The sequence below is a fragment of the Polycladomyces zharkentensis genome, from assembly GCF_016938855.1.
GTDB classification, from domain to species: Bacteria; Bacillota; Bacilli; order Thermoactinomycetales; family JIR-001; genus Polycladomyces; species Polycladomyces zharkentensis.
This window is the reverse complement of record NZ_JAFHAP010000008.1, coordinates 161,886-179,185: the sequence shown is the minus strand read 5'-3', so window position 1 is coordinate 179,185 and position 17,300 is coordinate 161,886. Positions and strand designations below refer to the sequence as shown.

The following is a 17,300-nucleotide window of genomic DNA, read 5'->3' as shown; positions in this document are numbered from 1 at the left end:
CGGGGTTACTATATGCCTGTCTGGAAGGGCTGGAAACGCCCGGATGCCCATCAGGTTGGAAAATGGGGTATCCGTCCTCAGCAAAGGGCGATCACCGATCGGTAACATTCGCGCGCCAGCAACGGAGCCAGGTACAACGCTCGGGAGGGGGAAACAAACAACCACACCCAACTGGCCTGAGATCGGCAGATGGTATCCCTGAGCTGTTCGGCCGTGCTTCCGGGTTGCAAGAAGGTGACACGGGCGATGCAGTATCCGCGGCTGATCGTTGACGCCGCTTCTGATCGGCGGGATGGCGCGACCACGACATGAACCGGCCGGGATTTCAATAAGGCTCGCGACGTTCCGCCCAAAAGCGATTGACGAAGCGAATGGACCGTCATCACTTGCATGCCTGTCGGTTGGCACGCTTTGAGCCAATCCCGCCAACGCTCCTCCTCCACCGTGGGCAATCCCAATACCCCGATCGACCCGCGCATCGCATCGGGCATCCAAGCAGGCGGAGAAACAAATGGTGTAGGTTTCGTCAAAGCAACCACGGCACATGCGATCCGTTCCCGCAGGGCGGATCGCATCATTTCCCCCGGGTGGGCCAATTCTTCCGGTCGCTCTTCGTGTTCGAGATTGCCGTTCTCCTCCGATCCCCGACCCACACTGATGATCCGCTTGCCGTGCCTTCGGCAAAACGCCGCCAGTGATGCCAGGTTCCTGCATCCGGTCTGCACGGCTCGCCGGAAGACGGCACGACGCACCAATGCAACGGTTCCCGTCGCGGTTTGCGAGGTGGTCCATTGGGGGAGATCGGAACCGGGATACAGCATCCCGATCCCGGAATCCCCCTCGGCGTACATCAACCACTGACGGATCGTATCGGGCGCCGCGGATTCGTGTTCCGGACAAATCAGCACAAACCGGCCACCCGCTCCCGGTAACCGGGTCATTTCACCGGTGAGATGCCAGCTGCTTTTTCCCGCCGTCGCCGTCTCCACCCCGGTTTCCGCCCGAAAACGAAACGAACGCCGTGGAAACAGGTATCGCAAAATGGCGATCATCCGATGTTCGTACAAATGTTCGCGCAACGTTCGTTCATACGCCCGACATGCCATGCGATCGCGCTCTTCATCCTTTCGAAGATAATAGTCGATGAGCGAGCGGCATTCCTCCAGCGTCTCGTAATGATGGATCTCACGTCCGGGTTCATACAGTTCAGCCAGACCGTCCCGCTTGTCGGTCAACTGAAATGTGGCACACGCCGCGATTTCAAATGTCCGGTTGTTGGGGGTGCGCGCACCGATGCCGCGGCGGTTTTGACCCAGATGCCGATCCAACGGTGAACGGTGAACATTGATAACGATATCCGCCCCGTTGTAATAGCGGCATGCTTCCACCGGAGATACCCAACGATCCAGCGTTCGGATGTTCCCGCTGCGTTGTCCTTTCAACGCCCGTCGCCAACCGGGACCGATCAATCGGGTCGGATGTTCGCTCAGAAACGGCATCAGTTTTCGCACTGCAGCCAGGCGATTGTCGAAAGCGGAACCCAACAGGCAAATCCGACTCCCATAATCAAAGAAGGTCCGTCGGGGGGCATAAGCGGGGTAAGGTGCAGCCAAAGGCAAATGGACCACGTTTGGACAACCGTGCCGCCGATAGACGCTCACGCAAGTCCGTTCGTTGGTGAAAACGACATCAAAAAAGCGGCATGTACGCAACGAATCGTCGACGGCATAGGGGTCGTCCGTATACCAAACGGCGGTTGGCACCGGAACTCGTCGAATGGCATGTAAATCGGCCTCTTTCAGACGACATCCGAGCATGGCCAATATGAAATGCGGTCGGTGCATCCGTACCGCCCGGGCGAGTGTGGAGGGAAAGCCGGGACCGGGGGAGACGCATACCACCTCCACCCCCACTCGTCGTAATGCCCGCACCACTTCGCGGTCCAAAAAACCGAACGGGTTCCGTACGGAGGTGGATACGTACACCCCCCTCATCTGCAACCCCCTCCCTGTACGTTTCTACTATTTTCTCTTCAAGGACAGCACATGTCTAACACGGAACAAAACAACCTTCATACTATAAGACAAGATCACCGTAAATGACGAGGTGAACCGATTTGTTTTCTATCACACTGGGAAAATTGGCACAAATCGTAGGCGGAAGACTGAAACGCGGAAATCCGCGCACACCTGTGAAACACGCAGTGTATGGACAAACGAGTCAGATTCGGCCAGGCGTCGTGTATTTCATGCATACTGATCAGAGACTGGCCAGGCAACTGGCCGCTCTCCGTCAAAAATCGTGTACTGCCGTAGTGGCTCCTCCGCGTTGGGAATCACTGATCCCGGCGCATCACCGATTGATCGTCACCCCCCACGTGTATCGGGGATTGTGGGAACTGACACGATGGCAACGTAATCAATCGCGGGCCGTGTTCATCGGGGTGACGGGAAGTGCGGGAAAAACGACGACCAAGGAAATGCTCGCCTCCATTCTCATGCAAAAATATCGGGTTCTCAAATCCTATGCCAATTACAATGTTGCGCAAGCCCTGCCGTACAACCTGATGAATCTCGGCAGCCACCACCAGGCCGTCGTACTGGAAATGGGCATGGCCAGCCTGGGAAACATTCGGAAGCAGTGCCAGTATGCCAAACCCTCCATCGGTGTGGTCACCAACGTGGGCGAAGCGCATGTGGGCAGTTTGGGCAACTCACTCGACAATGTGGTGCGAGCCAAACAGGAGTTGGTGGACGGCATCCGGCCGGGAGGAACCCTGATTATCAACGCCGACGATCCGGGATCCAGAAAGCTCCGTCTCAACCGGTTTCAAGGTCGGATTCTTACCTTTGGCATCCAGCAACCCGCCCACATCCGAGCCACCCATATCCAATACACGACGAGAGGCATGCGGTTTCTCGTAAACGGTGTTTCTTACGAAATCCCGACTTGGGGAAAACACAACGTGTACAACGCATTGGCCGCCATCGCCGTGGCCCGCATCATGAAGGTGCCGACAGCGTCCATTCAGAGAGGGTTGAGCCGTTTTCCCGTCCCGTATATGCGGTTGCAGCGGTTACGGGGCATTCGAAACTTCCTGCTGATCAACGATGCGTACAATGCCAACCCGACTGCCATGGTCGCCGGATTGCACGTACTGAAACAGATCAGCGGCGGTCGCCCCACTGTGGCCGTATTGGGGAACATGTCGGCTTTGGGCACATTGAGTGTACCCGGTCATCGCAGAGTGGGCCAAGCCGTCGCCAGACTGAACCCCACCCGTCTGATCACCATCGGATCACTGGCCAGCCATATCGCCGCCGGCGCGGCCGACCACGGTTATCCAAGAAACCGGATCGCCAGTTTCAACAACCAAGCCCAGGCGTATCAGTATATTCTCCAAAGTGTGCCGGCAGGCGCCATTCTGTATTTCAAAGCATCACATAACGTTCATCTGGAAACCCTGGTCAAAAAACTGCGTCCTCCCAAAGGCGACCGACCGGGCAAAGCGCTTCCAAACGGGCAACGTGCCAAACGGGCAAAAGGTGCTGGCATGGCAAGACGTCGGAAAAAGCGGTAATGACGGATGGAGCTTCCCATCATTTGGGGATGATGTTGTACAGAGTCCCTCTGGCCGCCACCTCCGGCGCAATCCCCCATTTGGCGGTGAAATACCGTCGGTTCTGTGCCAGGATTTTCTGAAACTCCTCCCTTCCCCTTTTCCGGAACGTCCGACTGCCCAAATGGTGCACATAAGTATCCCCCGCGATGACACAACGGTAACCGGACAATCGCGCCCGATAGCAATAATCGTCATCTTCATACGTGCCCACACCGAACCGTTCATCCAGCAACCCGATTCGCTCGACCAATCCGGCTTGAAACGCCAGACAGAAACCGGACAATCGCGGGGAGTTTCGCCATTTGGCCGGATCGCTTCTGCGATGAAATTTCCGGCAAAATGCATGCATCGCTTCAGCTGTGGGAAACCGAATGCGTACTTTTTGTTCCGGAATGACGCGGTTGGATAACGGACCCACCAAACCGATTCGTGCATCGGACCGCAAAACGGTCAACAGGTTTGCCAACCATCGATGGGAAGGCAACGTATCATTGTTGAGCAATACGATATGGGTGCCGTTGGCGGATCGGATACCTTGATTGACCGCAGCCGCAAAACCGCGGTTATGGTCGTTGCGGATCAGACGAACTTCCGGCAGGCTGGCCAGCGCTTCCGCCGTCCCGTCTGTCGAACCGTTGTCCACGACGATGATCTCCAATGGGGATGTGGTATACTGACGGATGCACTGCAAACATTGGAGCGTGGTATGCCGCTGGTTGCGTGAAGGGATGATAATGGTGGTGGTTGGTGTTTGTCCCACCCTTACATCCCTCCTTCTGTTTTCGGTATCAAATACCGCTCGGCAATCGCACGGGCATTTTTCCCGAGATCCCGGGTCCATTCCGGGACGGCCAACAGTTCGGCGAGGTACCGTCGCCATTCGGCGCGCCAGTGTGCCAAATGCAGCACCAAGCCGTTATGCGCGTGTCGTACCCATTCCCCGTGGTCGCCCAGATCAAATGTTACAATGGGCAGGCCGGTCGCCATCGCCTCGGCATGCATCGGACACAGGGACCGGGTGGAAGCGGACACGGTCAACAACCAATCGGCGGCAAGATACAGCGGACATCGTTCGCCAAATGGCGTCGGCCGGAACACTGTATGCACCACCAGTGACGGGAACCGATTTCGTGAAACCGATAATTCCTTCTTCAGAAGCGAACGTTGCACGTTGGTGGCTTGGGAGACATCCACCAACAACACGTTCCGCTTCTGCCATCCCCGCTCACGGCGCTCGGCCGTCCTCATGCGCATGCCTTCCCCATCCCAGCGGTGCGGGGTCTCCACGACGACGGCCGGGTGACAAACGCGAATCGCCGCTTTTGAAAGACCATGCCGTTTCCGGTATTGGTTGCGCAGGTAAAAAGACGGAACGCATAATTGGTCGCCTTTTCCCCGCAACGGCAAGTGCTTTGACAGTTCCGCCGCATAAAACACGAAATGGGCCTGTGGTTGCTGTTTGCGCAAACGTCGGATCAACCGATGATCCCACAGACGAAAAGGAACATGAATTCGAACCGGCGCAGTGCTTACGGTGGCCGTCACTTGGTCCTTTTGTCCCCAATCATCCAGCTTCTCAAGCGTCACGCGGACAGAGTCCCGGTCCCGGCCGACGGGGGGGAATGCCGGGGAAGCATCCCGGTCAACCCACGCATCGGGTATAATCCAGACATCCATGGCAACACCTCCTGCCTGTTGGCGTGTACGGTCCATCCATCAAGCGGAACGCACCTTTTCCCGCGTCACCGGAAACGGGTCGTCCAATCAAATCCGATGTCGGGATCGTTCCAGGGCAAACGCTCCTCGTCCGGTTGTTCCCGATTGTAAGCATGGGTTGTCAAATATACGATCACCGCCGGTCGGTTTCCCAACACGCGGTAACCGTGGGCCACGCCTTTGGGGATCAGCAGGACGGAAGGATTCTCCTCCCCCATGTAATAGACATCCGTCTGCCGACAGGTGGGGGACGTTTCCCGAAGATCGTGCAACACCACTTGTGCGTTGCCTGAAACGAAATACCACAAGTCGTCCTGCTCCCGATGATAGTGAAACGCCTTGATCACACCCGGATAGGACATCGATACCGACATTTGTCCGAAACGGCGTAACAAATGCTGGTCTTCCCGTACAATCTCCATAAACGTGCCGCGGTCATCGCAATATTTTTCCAGTTTTTGAAATACCACACCGTCGATCATGTCTCTTCCCCCTCCTGTCGATCCCGGAAATAGGCCGCCAAACCCTCCCGCCAATCCGGCATGGGTGAGAGTCCCAGTTTGGGAATGCGCACGGAGTGCAAAACAGACACTGCAGGACGGGGAGCGGGACGATCCAATGCCGCGGTTGAGATGGGTTGCAGGTCAATGTCGGTATAACCGGCGTGTTGCAGGATCGCAGCAGCAAATTGGTACCAGGTGCAGGAACCCGTATGAGCCGTGTGAAAGGTCCCTTGCGCCTGCAAGCGGATCAGCCGATCGATCATTTGTGCCAAATGTCTTGTGTAGGTCGGACAGCCCCGTTGATCGTTCACCACATGAAGCGGTCCGCCTTGTTTTGCCTGGGAGAGAACGGCGGACAGGAAATTGCGCCCATGCGTGCCGTACAGCCAAGAGGTGCGCAGGATCATGTGCTGGGGACAACATCTTTGCACCCATCGTTCACCCAACCGTTTGGTGCGACCGTAGACATTGATGGGACGGGGACGGTCCAATTCCGTATAACCGTCCTCTTTCTTGCCGTCAAATACATAATCCGTACTGATATACACCAGACGTACTCCCAGGATGCCGCATGCGGATGCCAGTTGACGCGTGGCTCGTCCGTTGACCCGGTGCGCCTCCGCCGTATCAGTCTGACTGCGGTCCACGTCGGTATGGGCCGCACAATGAACCACGACATCCGGCCGGGTATTCGTGAGGATTTTCCAGGTGATGGCCTCATCGGTCACATCCCATTGCGCACGGGTATATCCCTTCACCTCATGCTGTTCTCCCAACACGCGGACCACATCACGCCCCAGTTGTCCGCCTGCGCCCGTTACCAGGATGTTCACCGCCACTCCCCTCCTTCCATTGGCCGACGATATACCTTGGAACGGACAGCTTCCCACCAATCCTGCCGCCTGCGGTACCATTCGACCGTCTCTTTGAGTCCCCGATCAAACGGGATCATCGGCCGCCATCCCAACTCCTCACGGATTTTTGACGTATCCAGCGAATAGCGGGTATCATGTCCGGGCCGGTCGTCCACATGTTGAATCAAAGAATGTGGTTTGCCGAGCAGGGTGCAGATCCGCTTGGCCACCTCCAGATTGGTGATGGTGTGTTCGGCACCGATGTGATACACCTCCCCCGCTTTGCCGTGCCGTCTGACCCGATCGATGGCCACACAGTGATCCCACACATGAATCCAGTCCCGTTCCTGGGACCCGTCTCCGTAGATCGGGAGCGGCCGGTTTTCAAGAGCGCGAAGGATCAAGCACGGGATCAGTTTTTCGGGATATTGGTTGGGGCCATAATTGTTGGTGCAACGTGTGATGACCACCGGTAATCCATAGGTGTTCACGTAAGACTGGCACAAAAGATCGGACGAGGCCTTGGTGGCGGAATACGGGTTGCTGGGGGCAAGAGGGGAATGTTCATGTGCCCGTCCTGTCGGGAAACTGCCATATACCTCATCGGTGGAAATATGCACCATTTTTTCAACGCCGGCCTTTTTGACTGCTTCCAACAGGTGGTACGTACCGATGATATTGGACCGGATGAACACCTCCGCTCCTTCGATGCTGCGATCGACATGCGATTCCGCGGCAAAATGAATGACTTCGTCGATCTTGCGCTGAAATAACCGCTCCACCGCCGCCTGGTCCGCCAAATCCACATGAACGAACCGGTATCGGGGATGATCCGCGACCTCCGCCAAATTGAGCAAGTTGGCGGAGTAACGCAGTGCGTCGGCGTTGATCACGTCCACATCCGGGTGATACTGGATCAGATAACGGATATAATGGCTCCCGATAAACCCCGCTCCACCGGTCACCAATATGGTTCGACTCATGTTCCGCTCCCCCTTGACCGGGTATTCAACCGGATCCCTCGGGACAGTTGGTTGGCTCTCAAGAGTGATGCGGGTGTTCCCGCGTCAGTCCACCATCCGCGCAGGATGTCGTACGTGAGGATGCTGTGTTGAATGTAGAGGTTGTTCACATCCGTGATTTCCAGTTCTCCCCGATCGGAAGGGGACAAACGCCGGATGAAGTCAAACACCTGGGCATCATACAGATAAATACCCGTCACGCAATAACTGCTTTTGGGAACACGCGGCTTTTCCTCAATGGACACAATGCGATCCCCGCTCAGCTCCGCCACACCAAACCTCTCCGGGTGGGCCACTTCTTTGAGCAGCAATTTGGCTCCTGCGGGTTGGCGTTCGAAAGCGCGAACATAAGGCGACAAATCGTCTTCGAAAATGTTGTCCGCCAACAGAACCAGCATCCGATCACCGTCAACGAAATCTTCGGCCATCCCCAGCGCTTGTGCGATCCCGCCTGGTTGATCCTGCACCTTGTAAGTGAACTGTACCCCCCACTCGGTACCGCTGCCCAACAGGCGCACGACATCCCCCATGTGCTCAACACCCGTCACGATCAACAAATTGCGGATGCCGCACTCCACCATTTTGGAGATTGGATGATAGATCATCGGATATTGTCCGACCGGCAACAAATGTTTGTTGGTTACCTTGGTCAGCGGAAACAAACGGGAACCCGTTCCGCCTGCCAAAACGATCCCTTTCATGCCGTTCCATCCCTCCCCGGCGTCTTCTCACCGCGACCGCCTTTTATCTCTCACCATGGTATTCTCACCGGAGGTGCCTCGTACGGGCGAAAGCCCAACTGTGTCCATCATTTCCGCCTGTGTGGAAAATGGGTATCCGCCTGTTCGCCAATCGACCGAATGGGCATAGAATATAGGGCATCAGTAAGGTGGGAACGGTTCAGTCAGGGGTGTGATGAGCCCCGAAGGCGATGTACTTTGCCATCCCCTGTGCCTCTCGGTTGTAAGCGACCTTGGATTGCGTCTTTCAAGAGATACAGTTGGAACAGGCCGGGAAGGCGGTGGGGGCGATATGGAATGACACGCGCCAATCCATGGAACAACCGTCCCCAGGGGAGGGATTGACGACGAAATTCATCACGTTGGGCCAATTGCTGAATATCGTCGATGGCACGCTGATTCGCGGTAAAAAAGATCTGTTGTTGTCGTCGGCCAATTACGGTAAACCCAAATACCTGCGTGCCGAGCATCTGTATTTCTTCTCAATCAAAAAATCGCGGACCGACCAATTGAACGCCATTCGTCGGGTCGGACCCAGAGCTGTGGTAATTCCCTCATCGGTGTCCGCCTTGTCCGTTCCCCTGTCTACCGCTGTCATCAGTGTGAGAGAACCGTATGTTGCCTTTTGGAGATTGGCAATGTGGAACTGGAAGCAAGCGGCTGTCAAAGTGGTCGGGATTACTGGAAGTGCGGGCAAATCCACCACAACGGAAATGGTGTCTGCCATCTTGTCACAGAAAAAACCGATCGTCAAAACAATGGGCAACCTCAACACTTTTACGTATCTCCCCTCCTATTTGACCCGCCTTTCCCCGAGACATGAATACCTGGTACTGGAAATGGGCATGAAATCGCTCAACAACATCGCCCGACAATGCCGCATTGTCCGTCCCGATATTGGCGTCGTCACCAATGTGGGAGAAGCGCACGTGGGCAGTTTGGGGAATCTTGACACCATCGTTCGCGCCAAACAAGAACTGATCGACGGCATGAATCCGAAGGGAATCTTGTGGCTCAATGCTGACAATGAGCGTTCACGCAAGTTAAGCACACGAAACTTTTCAGGGAAAGTGTACACGTTCGGCATCAAAAACATTGCGGACATTCGGGCCAAAGACATCGAGCAACGCACCAACGGTTTGGTCTTCACTGCTTGTTTCGACGGGAAAAGCGTACCTTTTTTTATCCCGGCGATCGGCAGGCACAACGTTTACAATGCATTGGCGGCGATCGGCGTCGCCAGATCTCTCGGCATTCCCATTGAGCAGATCCGAAAAGGGCTGGCGGTGTTCCGACCACCCCGGATGCGCATGCAACTGGTCAAGGGATCGCGCAACCGATGGTTGATCAATGATGCTTGGAATGCCAATCCTTCGGCGATGGTAGCCGGATTGAAATCGTTTCGTGAATGGGAAGCAAAACGACCGCATGTTGCCGTTCTGGGGGATATGTTGGAACTGGGACATTTGACCCGATCCGCACATCAACAAGTCGGATGGATCGCGGCTCATCTTCCTTTGACCCAACTGATCACCGTGGGGAAATATGCCAGACTCATCGCCCAATCCGCCATCAAAAAAGGGATGGACCCCAAAAAAGTGTTCCATTATCATTCAATCGCTCCACTGTTGCGGCATCTGAAACAGTTGCCCGACAATGCCGTCATCTACTTCAAAGCATCCAGAAAGATGCACTTGGAGAAAGTCATTCGGAAGTTAAAAAAAGGCTGATATAAGAAAAAGCACACCCGATCAAAGGGTGTGCTTTTCAATTCAAAATTCCGCTCCCGATGATCTCCACCTGGACGCGCGGGTGAAACCGCACCTTACGGTAATCCGTCTTCCAATGCAATTGTTTCCAGGTATCATGGTGAAACGCAATCAGATGACGCCCGATCCCAAACACGTCGCAATTGGCCCGTTGCAGCTTTTGAATGACTTGCTGTGAACGGGCGGTGAGAATGGCGGATAACTGTTTGTTCAATTTTTGGACGACGGCTTTTTGCGACAGTTCACCCAATGGATATTCCACGGCCGACACGGTCAGCTTCATGGGAAAATCCACATCGATCCGATTTCCTGGTTTGACCGTCACCTTCATTTTGGGTTTGGCCTTGTTGACGTCGAACGTGATGAAATTGGCCACTTGGGGGTTCTGTTTTTGATCCACCGGAATGGTCAACCTGGCCGTATCCGCTTTTCGACCGGCCATCAACAACATCAACGTCGATTCCTGACGGTTCAGCTTTCCTGTCATATGGTGTCCGTGGAACAATGCCGTGCCCGTCACCTTCACATTTTTCGCTGTCTTTTTGACCATGGGGAGAGTGAAATCCTGTCCATGATCCCACATCACCGGAGCGATGGAACCGAGATTCTCTTTGGGAACGACGGTCATTTGTTCTTCGCCTGAAATCATTTCATCCACCGTTTCTCCGATATAGGTGACTCCCACTTTATTTAATCGGAGCAACTCATTGGCATTTCCCTCCACAACGCATACTCGCGCATTCAAAGCGCTTTTGGGATCCCGGTACAAGACGTCCATGAAAGGAAAGATATTTTTCTTGGCCACACTTTCCCCCAATAGGTGCACACGGATTTTGTATACACTGAGTTTCCCCGAAACCATCGATTGCATCAGATCACGGTTCTCCCGCGTGGTACGAGCGACCGATTCCATAATCGTATTGTGTTGCTCGGTTCCACCACCGGTTTCGATCGAGTCACGTATCGTAACCGTAAGCTTGAATTGCCCGCCGGGCAACAAATCAAAACCGGTAGCGTAGATCAACCGGGCGTCTTTAATGAATTCCATATCCCAACATCCGGGGAGTATCATGATTAAAAGGATTAACACGATGGAGTTCCGCCACTTACTCATGCCGTTTTCCCCTTTTCCCGTTTTCGAAAGACCAAGGAAATCAATAAAAACAGCACAGGCAATCCATAGACGAAGGCATAACTTGCCCACGACACGATTTGGGTCAGGAATTCGATTCCATCGGGACTTTGAGGGATCAGCGCCAGGATGTAACTGATGATCGCCGTATAATAAACAGCCGTGCGGTGATTGCCGCGATGAAAATAATGACCGAAACCGTTGGCAGCCAAAAACAGATAATTCATGTACGACGTGGCCACGATCACCGTCCAGATGGACAAAAAAAGCAAGTCCAACCGTTCCACCACCCTGAACGAAAAAGCTTTCAACATATACGGAATGGGTTCCGGAATCATCGCCATTTCCATGGGACTGAACACGATCAATGCGATAAATACCAGAAAACTGTACAACAAAGTGGTAAATGCATTGCCCGCGGAAGCCGCTTTCAATTTTCCGTCCGCTTTTCCCTCCACGAAAGGATAAACAACCAACAGCATCTCAAATCCCAGGAGAGAAACAATCACTTTGTTGGAACCGAGAAAGATTTTTCCCCAACCCGCTTCGGTAATCGGAAACATGTAAGTGAAGTCGGCGATGGTAAAAGCATTCAACGCGATCAACACGATCAACACAATCAAGACGGAGACAAAGACGTAGAACCGTGTGATTGTCCGCAAACTTTCGATGACCAAATACACGCTGGTCATTACGATGAGCGCCAACACCGCCCACCTTGGTGTCAAGGGGAAAACCCATTTATTAATTAAACTCTCGAATAGCACGAGTACCAACGTGGCCATCAAAATGAAGAAAATAATATAGGCGAAATTGAAGAAACCGCCGATCCACTTTCCGAAAATCTTAGGCAAATACTCAAACATCGTCAGATTGGGAAACCGCTTGCACAATGCCCACATGACCAAAATGGCCAACTGAACAACAACACCGCCGATTAAAATGGAAATCCAGGCACCACCTTTGGCCACGGCGTGCACATCATGGGGCAACGACATGATGCCGATCCCGACCTGGGCCTGGATCATGTAAAAAAATAATTGTCCTTGGGTGATCCTACTGCTTTCCTTGATCATCCTTTTTCCACCTTCTGGAGCTGTCATCTTCCTGCTTCTTCCGCTGTGGGTGCGGATCATGCGGTCGTTGATTCATCTTCCAAATGGGCATGCGCAATATCGTATCTTTCATATCCTTCAACCGCATCGGAGCGGCTGGAGCAAAATAAGGCGTTCCAAACGACGTCAATTTGGTGAGATGGATCAACACCGCCATCGTCCCGAATACGATCCCGACAAAACCGAACATAGACGCCGCGATCATCAATGGAAATCGAAGGAACCGTATGGACGTGCTCATTTCGTTGGACGGCACCACAAAAGACGAAATGGCGGTCAGCGCCACGACAATAACCATGGTGTAGGAAACCAATCCCGCACGAACGACGGCGTCCCCCATCACCAAACCGCCGACAATACCGATCGTCTGACCGACGGGACTGGGCAGCCGAATCCCCGCTTCGCGAATCAGCTCCAGCGCCAGCTCCATCAAAAACGCTTCCAATATGGGTGGATACGGGACTTTGTCCAATGACGCTTTGATGGTGTACACCAAGTCTACCGGCAACACTTCAGCGTGAAACGAAACAACCGCGATATAGATGGCCGGCAATTGAAATGCCAACAAAAAACTGGCAAAGCGGATCATCCGCACAAATGTACCAACCCACCACCGGGTGTGGAAGTCATCTGGTGATTGATAAAACGCGAACAATGTCACAGGCATGATCAGCGCTGTTGGGTCTCCCTCGGACAACAACACCACACGACCTTCCATCAAATGAGCCATTGCCCGGTCGGGACGTTCCGTGTTCAAACTTTGGGGAAACGGAGACCACGGATCATCCTCCATGAATTCCTGGATAAATCCCGGATTCAATATGGTGTCGGTGGAGATCGAGCGGATTCGTTTATCCACTTCTTGGATCAAATCAGGGTTGGCCAGGTTTTCCATATAGATGATCGCGATTTTTGTTTTCGTTTCTTTTCCGACGGTGTAGTAGCGAACAACAAGATGACGGTTCTCGATCCGCGCGCGCAACTGATACAAATTGACCGTTAAATTCTCGATAAATCCATTGTGCGCACCGCGTACCACCCGTTCGTTGTCCGGTTCTTCTATCCCGCGATTGTGTGAAGTACGGGTATCCACCACATAACAAACCGTATCCCCCTCCAAGATTATGACGGCTTGTCCCTGTACCAGCTTGTCGACAGCGGTCCTCAAATCCTCTTGTTTTTCGACATGTGCGTCAGTGACCACATCCTGAACATCCCCCTCCTTTTCGTGAACGATCGGGAAAAGGATTTCTTTTTCAATGCGCTCCGTGTCAGACATTGATTCCAAATACAGAATCAGTAGTTGTTTTCCCTGAAACGTGACGGTCCGATGCTTGAGATCGTTGGTATGAAACAACATCTCTTGTACAAACCGGAGATTTTCCTCCAACGTTGGATAGACGGGTTGCTTTTCCCGTTTCGGTAACTGTTTTTTACGTCTTCTGTTTCTGCCCGACCGAAAAAAAAGCACATCATTCCCCCCTCGTCTGTTCTTTTTCAGCGTGCCCAACTGCCCCAAAGTCATGCAATACCCCCTGAATCCTCGGATTGATCCCACTCTCCCTGAAGATGGGATTCATTTGTTGGTTTATGATGGCTTGTGCTGAAAACTTGTTTATTTTTTAAGGCAAAATTAGGATCCTGAAGATCTTTCATAAGCCAAGGGAACTTCAGCTATGCGAGCTGTAAACGGGTCCAATGCAACAAGATCATCTTGATTGACTTCATGTATTGCTTTTTTCCCCAGACATGTAACGGCGATTTTCATTTCCTCCACTGATGATCGAAGTAGGTTGGCCACGTTTCGTGCCGCCTTCTCCACGTCCAAACGATTCGCAAAATCACCCTCAGCCCAGGCCAATTGGGAGAGTGGCTCCCAGGGAAGCACTTTGGTGATTTGGGTATGTATCGCTGCAAGCAGAACCGTGGTACCCAAAGCCACGGCATCTGCCCCCAGCGCAATCGCTTTCAGGTAGTCTCCTGGAGTGTACAATCCTCCGGAAACAATAACGCTTACCCGTTGAAGAGCCCGTTTCTCCCTCAAAACCTTCACAGTCCGGACCAAACCGCGGAGGGTGGGTAGACCGAAATCGTCCTGCAGGATCGGTGCCGACTCCTTGATTCCCGCTTGTGCCCCGTCGATCGTTATGAAGTCGACATCAGCATCCAAGGCGCATTCGATATCCTCTTCAACTCGGGAGGGAACCAGTTTCACTCCGATGGGAACACCCCCTGTCATTTCCCGTAGATTTGCCACGAGCTCCCGCCAGTTTTCCGGTCGATCAACACCAGGAATACGGGAACGAATGCGGGCGGGTCCCCCAGGTTGAAGACCCTTCCACTGCCTTGAGGCTTCTGACATCCGTTGAAGAGGGGATTCATAGGATATTCCCGCCGAGGCACCGCTTCCCACACGGATCTCAATCATATCCGCTTGTTCGAGCTCTTGAGGATCCCGGATCCACCCGGCTTGGCTGTACTGTACAACAAGTTTGTCGGCCCATTTTCTCTCTTCAGGCAAAAAAGGGCCATCACCGGTATTCGTAGCGGTTCCCGCTGCGGTTGCTCCCTTGGCAATCGCCAATTTTATGCGCTCACTGACTCCCGTACCGGCACCCATTCCCCCGATCAGAAGAGGGATCTCCAATTGAAGCGGACGCTCAGCACGAGGTCCGATTACGGTTTTAGTCTGTATATGGTAATCTTCTTTGGTCGGCATCACCGCCAACTGTGCCGGCAAAAACATCAAACCCTCAAAACCGACCATCTTTTTCGGACTTCCCAGCGACCTGACGATTCCCTCCTTTTCCTCCGCCCGCAACGCCATTTCGACAATTTTTTGCGGTTTAAAACGCAACATGCCTGACGAAATCAGTTCCCAAATATTTTTGGAGTAGGTTTCCGTTAAAATCAATCGAATGATACGACCGGCCATTTTTTTGAAAAGAAAGCGATATGAAACGAAAAAGAGCAACAATATCGTGATGGTCACTGCCAACGTAGCGAGAAAAGTCAACCAAAAAACATTCATGGTCATCATCCATTCTAATCGCAAAGTTTGCTTGTTTTGATGATGATTATTTTTTCCGTTCAAACGGATATTAATAAATGGATAATAAAGAGAGTTGTAAAGGAGTAAAAAATGACTTTTTTCTGGGTTGCACTCGGTACCTCGTCGGCTGTCACTCTCTTGGCGGGGATGGTTTTGGTTTTTACCCGCCCTTTAATCCAACGACTGTGGCGAAAGGCCATCCGAATCATCGAAACAGACCCATATTCCATGAACCTATGGGAGATGGTGTCACTTGCTCGGCGCATCCATCCGCAAATCATCGTGGAAAACGGTATGCGGGCGGAGAGCGGTGTTTTGGTGAAGCGGCCTCTCGGTAGCCCCAAACCAATGCCTCACTTTCAGGGACTGATGTTTTTGCCATCCCAAATGGCTGATTTGCCGACAAAAGAAAAGATCCAGGTCGACACGCGTACCGTGATCGGGCCCTGTGCAAAACGCCCGTTGGAGTTGGACATCCCCTTAATGATCACCGGGATGGCATACGGGTTGGCTGTAAGTGAACGGTTAAAAATAGCACTGGCCAAGGGAGCATCGATGGCGGGGACAGCGACGAACTCTGGGGAAGGTCCATTCCTCCCAGAAGAACGTCACTATGCTGACAAAATGGTAATACAGTACAGCCGGGCCAAATGGGCCAAAGATCCGGAGATTCTGAAGCAAGCGGATATGATCGAGATTCACATCGGACAAGGGTCATCGGGTCCCGCTCCCAGTCAAGTGCCCTCCATTCATTTGAAAGGACGGGCAATGCAATTGATGGGACTATCCCCGGGTGATACAGCTGAGATTCACAGCCGGATGCCGGGAGTCACCCGGAAACACGACTGGAGAAAGCTTGTTGATAAATTGCGAAGGTTGACGGATGGAGTTCCGATCGGAATGAAGATGATACCCGGCAGAATCGAAGAAGACCTGGAAATCGCTATTTACGCTGGGGTGGATTTCATCACGTTGGACGGTGCACAGGCGGCAACGAAAGGAACTCCTCCCATCCTTCAGGACGATTTTGGCCTGCCAACAGTGATCGGGCTGTGCCGAGCGGTCGAGTTTCTGGAAAAAAAGAAGAAAAAAGACGAAGTAAGTATCATCGTCTCCGGCGGATTGTCCACACCGGGAGATTTTCTCAAAGCGCTTGCTTTGGGAGCGGATGCTGTTGCCCTCGGTTCTATCGTTCTTTTCGCCGCCTCCCACCTCCAGGGAAGTCAAAAGGCCCTTCCGTGGGAACCTCCTACAGAAGTGGTATGGTATGATGCGGATCTGTCCGAACAACTGGATGTGGAAAAGGCTGCAAAATATGTGAAACAGTTATTGCAATCCTCGGTGGAGGAAATGAAACTGGCTACAATTGCTTTGGGAAAAACACGCCTACAGGACGTGGACAAACAGGATCTCGTCGCCATGGATCAAGTATCGGCCGATATCGCACAAGTTCCGTTGATGTAAAAGTAAAAAAAGAACGGGGCCAATCCCCCAGCATGAGTACCGATAGGGGAAAAAAGCCCCAATAATCAACAGAATCCAATCAAAAGAATCCTCCGGCCTCCGGCCGCAGAAACTCGAACCGCAGCACTGTAAAACCTTTTTGATACAATTGCTAAACGCCACCAGTCCTGACTTGGTCTTCCTTTTCTACCCGCTCCCCTCGTCTGTTCTTTTTCAACGTGCCCAATTGCTCCAAAATCATGCGATGACAACTTAACACTCAGTTCGATTCCATCTCCTGGACAGATGGAATGCACTTATTGTTTTAGTTG

14 protein-coding genes are annotated in these 17,300 nt (G+C 53.0%); 3 read left to right on the top strand and 11 right to left on the bottom strand.

Features of this window, described 5'->3' with window-relative positions; genetic code table 11:
• Nucleotides 1-77: 77 nt before the first annotated feature.
• A complete protein-coding gene (locus JQC72_RS08065) occupies nucleotides 78-1,994 on the bottom strand; it encodes a CgeB family protein (protein ID WP_205494615.1) in 1,917 nt (638 codons plus the stop codon).
• Between the two features lie 122 nt (nucleotides 1,995-2,116).
• On the opposite strand from JQC72_RS08065, the gene JQC72_RS08060 reads away from it, so the two are divergent.
• Nucleotides 2,117-3,580 carry a UDP-N-acetylmuramoyl-tripeptide--D-alanyl-D-alanine ligase gene (locus JQC72_RS08060; protein ID WP_205494614.1) on the top strand — a complete coding sequence of 488 codons (1,464 nt, stop codon included), beginning with the start codon at nucleotides 2,117-2,119 and terminating at the stop codon, nucleotides 3,578-3,580.
• Between the two features lie 19 nt (nucleotides 3,581-3,599).
• Here JQC72_RS08060 and JQC72_RS08055 read toward each other — a convergent pair whose 3' ends face one another.
• From JQC72_RS08055 to JQC72_RS08030, 6 genes are all read right to left on the bottom strand, one after another.
• The gene (locus JQC72_RS08055; RefSeq protein WP_205494613.1) at nucleotides 3,600-4,382 is read right to left on the bottom strand and encodes a glycosyltransferase family 2 protein; all 783 of its coding nucleotides are present in this window, start codon (nucleotides 4,380-4,382) and stop codon (nucleotides 3,600-3,602) included.
• Nucleotides 4,383-4,384: 2 nt separating this feature from the next.
• A complete protein-coding gene (locus JQC72_RS08050) occupies nucleotides 4,385-5,299 on the bottom strand; it encodes a glycosyltransferase (protein ID WP_205494611.1) in 915 nt (304 codons plus the stop codon).
• Between the two features lie 65 nt (nucleotides 5,300-5,364).
• Nucleotides 5,365-5,820, bottom strand: a complete 456-nt coding sequence (locus JQC72_RS08045; protein WP_205494609.1) for a dTDP-4-dehydrorhamnose 3,5-epimerase family protein — start codon at nucleotides 5,818-5,820, stop codon at nucleotides 5,365-5,367.
• Nucleotides 5,817-6,674, bottom strand: coding sequence for a dTDP-4-dehydrorhamnose reductase (gene rfbD, locus JQC72_RS08040; protein WP_205494607.1), 858 nt, complete (start codon nucleotides 6,672-6,674; stop codon nucleotides 5,817-5,819). The genes JQC72_RS08045 and rfbD overlap by 4 nt, the downstream gene beginning before the upstream one ends.
• Nucleotides 6,671-7,678, bottom strand: coding sequence for a dTDP-glucose 4,6-dehydratase (rfbB, locus tag JQC72_RS08035; RefSeq protein WP_205494605.1), 1,008 nt, complete (start codon nucleotides 7,676-7,678; stop codon nucleotides 6,671-6,673). The genes rfbD and rfbB overlap by 4 nt, the downstream gene beginning before the upstream one ends.
• Nucleotides 7,675-8,418, bottom strand: a complete 744-nt coding sequence (locus JQC72_RS08030; RefSeq protein ID WP_205494603.1) for a sugar phosphate nucleotidyltransferase — start codon at nucleotides 8,416-8,418, stop codon at nucleotides 7,675-7,677. The genes rfbB and JQC72_RS08030 overlap by 4 nt, the downstream gene beginning before the upstream one ends.
• 299 nt (nucleotides 8,419-8,717) lie before the next feature.
• On the opposite strand from JQC72_RS08030, the gene JQC72_RS08025 reads away from it, so the two are divergent.
• Nucleotides 8,718-10,187 (top strand): UDP-N-acetylmuramoyl-tripeptide--D-alanyl-D-alanine ligase, encoded by a 1,470-nt coding sequence (locus tag JQC72_RS08025; protein ID WP_205494601.1) that lies wholly within the window; start codon nucleotides 8,718-8,720, stop codon nucleotides 10,185-10,187.
• Between the two features lie 37 nt (nucleotides 10,188-10,224).
• Here the strand turns inward: JQC72_RS08025 and JQC72_RS08020 are convergent, their stop codons facing one another.
• The 4 genes from JQC72_RS08020 to JQC72_RS08005 all read right to left on the bottom strand — a co-directional run bounded on the left by JQC72_RS08020 (nucleotide 10,225) and on the right by JQC72_RS08005 (nucleotide 15,504).
• Complete coding sequence (locus JQC72_RS08020) at nucleotides 10,225-11,340, bottom strand: Ger(x)C family spore germination protein (protein ID WP_205494599.1); 1,116 nt, start codon at nucleotides 11,338-11,340, stop codon at nucleotides 10,225-10,227.
• The gene (locus tag JQC72_RS08015) at nucleotides 11,337-12,434 is read right to left on the bottom strand and encodes a GerAB/ArcD/ProY family transporter (RefSeq protein ID WP_205494597.1); all 1,098 of its coding nucleotides are present in this window, start codon (nucleotides 12,432-12,434) and stop codon (nucleotides 11,337-11,339) included. The genes JQC72_RS08020 and JQC72_RS08015 overlap by 4 nt, the downstream gene beginning before the upstream one ends.
• Nucleotides 12,415-13,833, bottom strand: coding sequence for a spore germination protein (locus tag JQC72_RS08010; protein WP_302104703.1), 1,419 nt, complete (start codon nucleotides 13,831-13,833; stop codon nucleotides 12,415-12,417). The genes JQC72_RS08015 and JQC72_RS08010 overlap by 20 nt, the downstream gene beginning before the upstream one ends.
• A 273-nt stretch (nucleotides 13,834-14,106) precedes the next feature.
• Nucleotides 14,107-15,504, bottom strand: a complete 1,398-nt coding sequence (locus tag JQC72_RS08005; protein ID WP_205494593.1) for an FMN-binding glutamate synthase family protein — start codon at nucleotides 15,502-15,504, stop codon at nucleotides 14,107-14,109.
• A 111-nt stretch (nucleotides 15,505-15,615) separates the two neighbouring features.
• Between JQC72_RS08005 and JQC72_RS08000 the strand changes: the two genes are divergently transcribed.
• Nucleotides 15,616-16,989: an FMN-binding glutamate synthase family protein gene (locus JQC72_RS08000; RefSeq protein WP_205494590.1), complete on the top strand. Its 1,374-nt coding sequence runs from the start codon at nucleotides 15,616-15,618 to the stop codon at nucleotides 16,987-16,989.
• The last annotated feature ends 311 nt before the right edge of the window (nucleotides 16,990-17,300 follow it).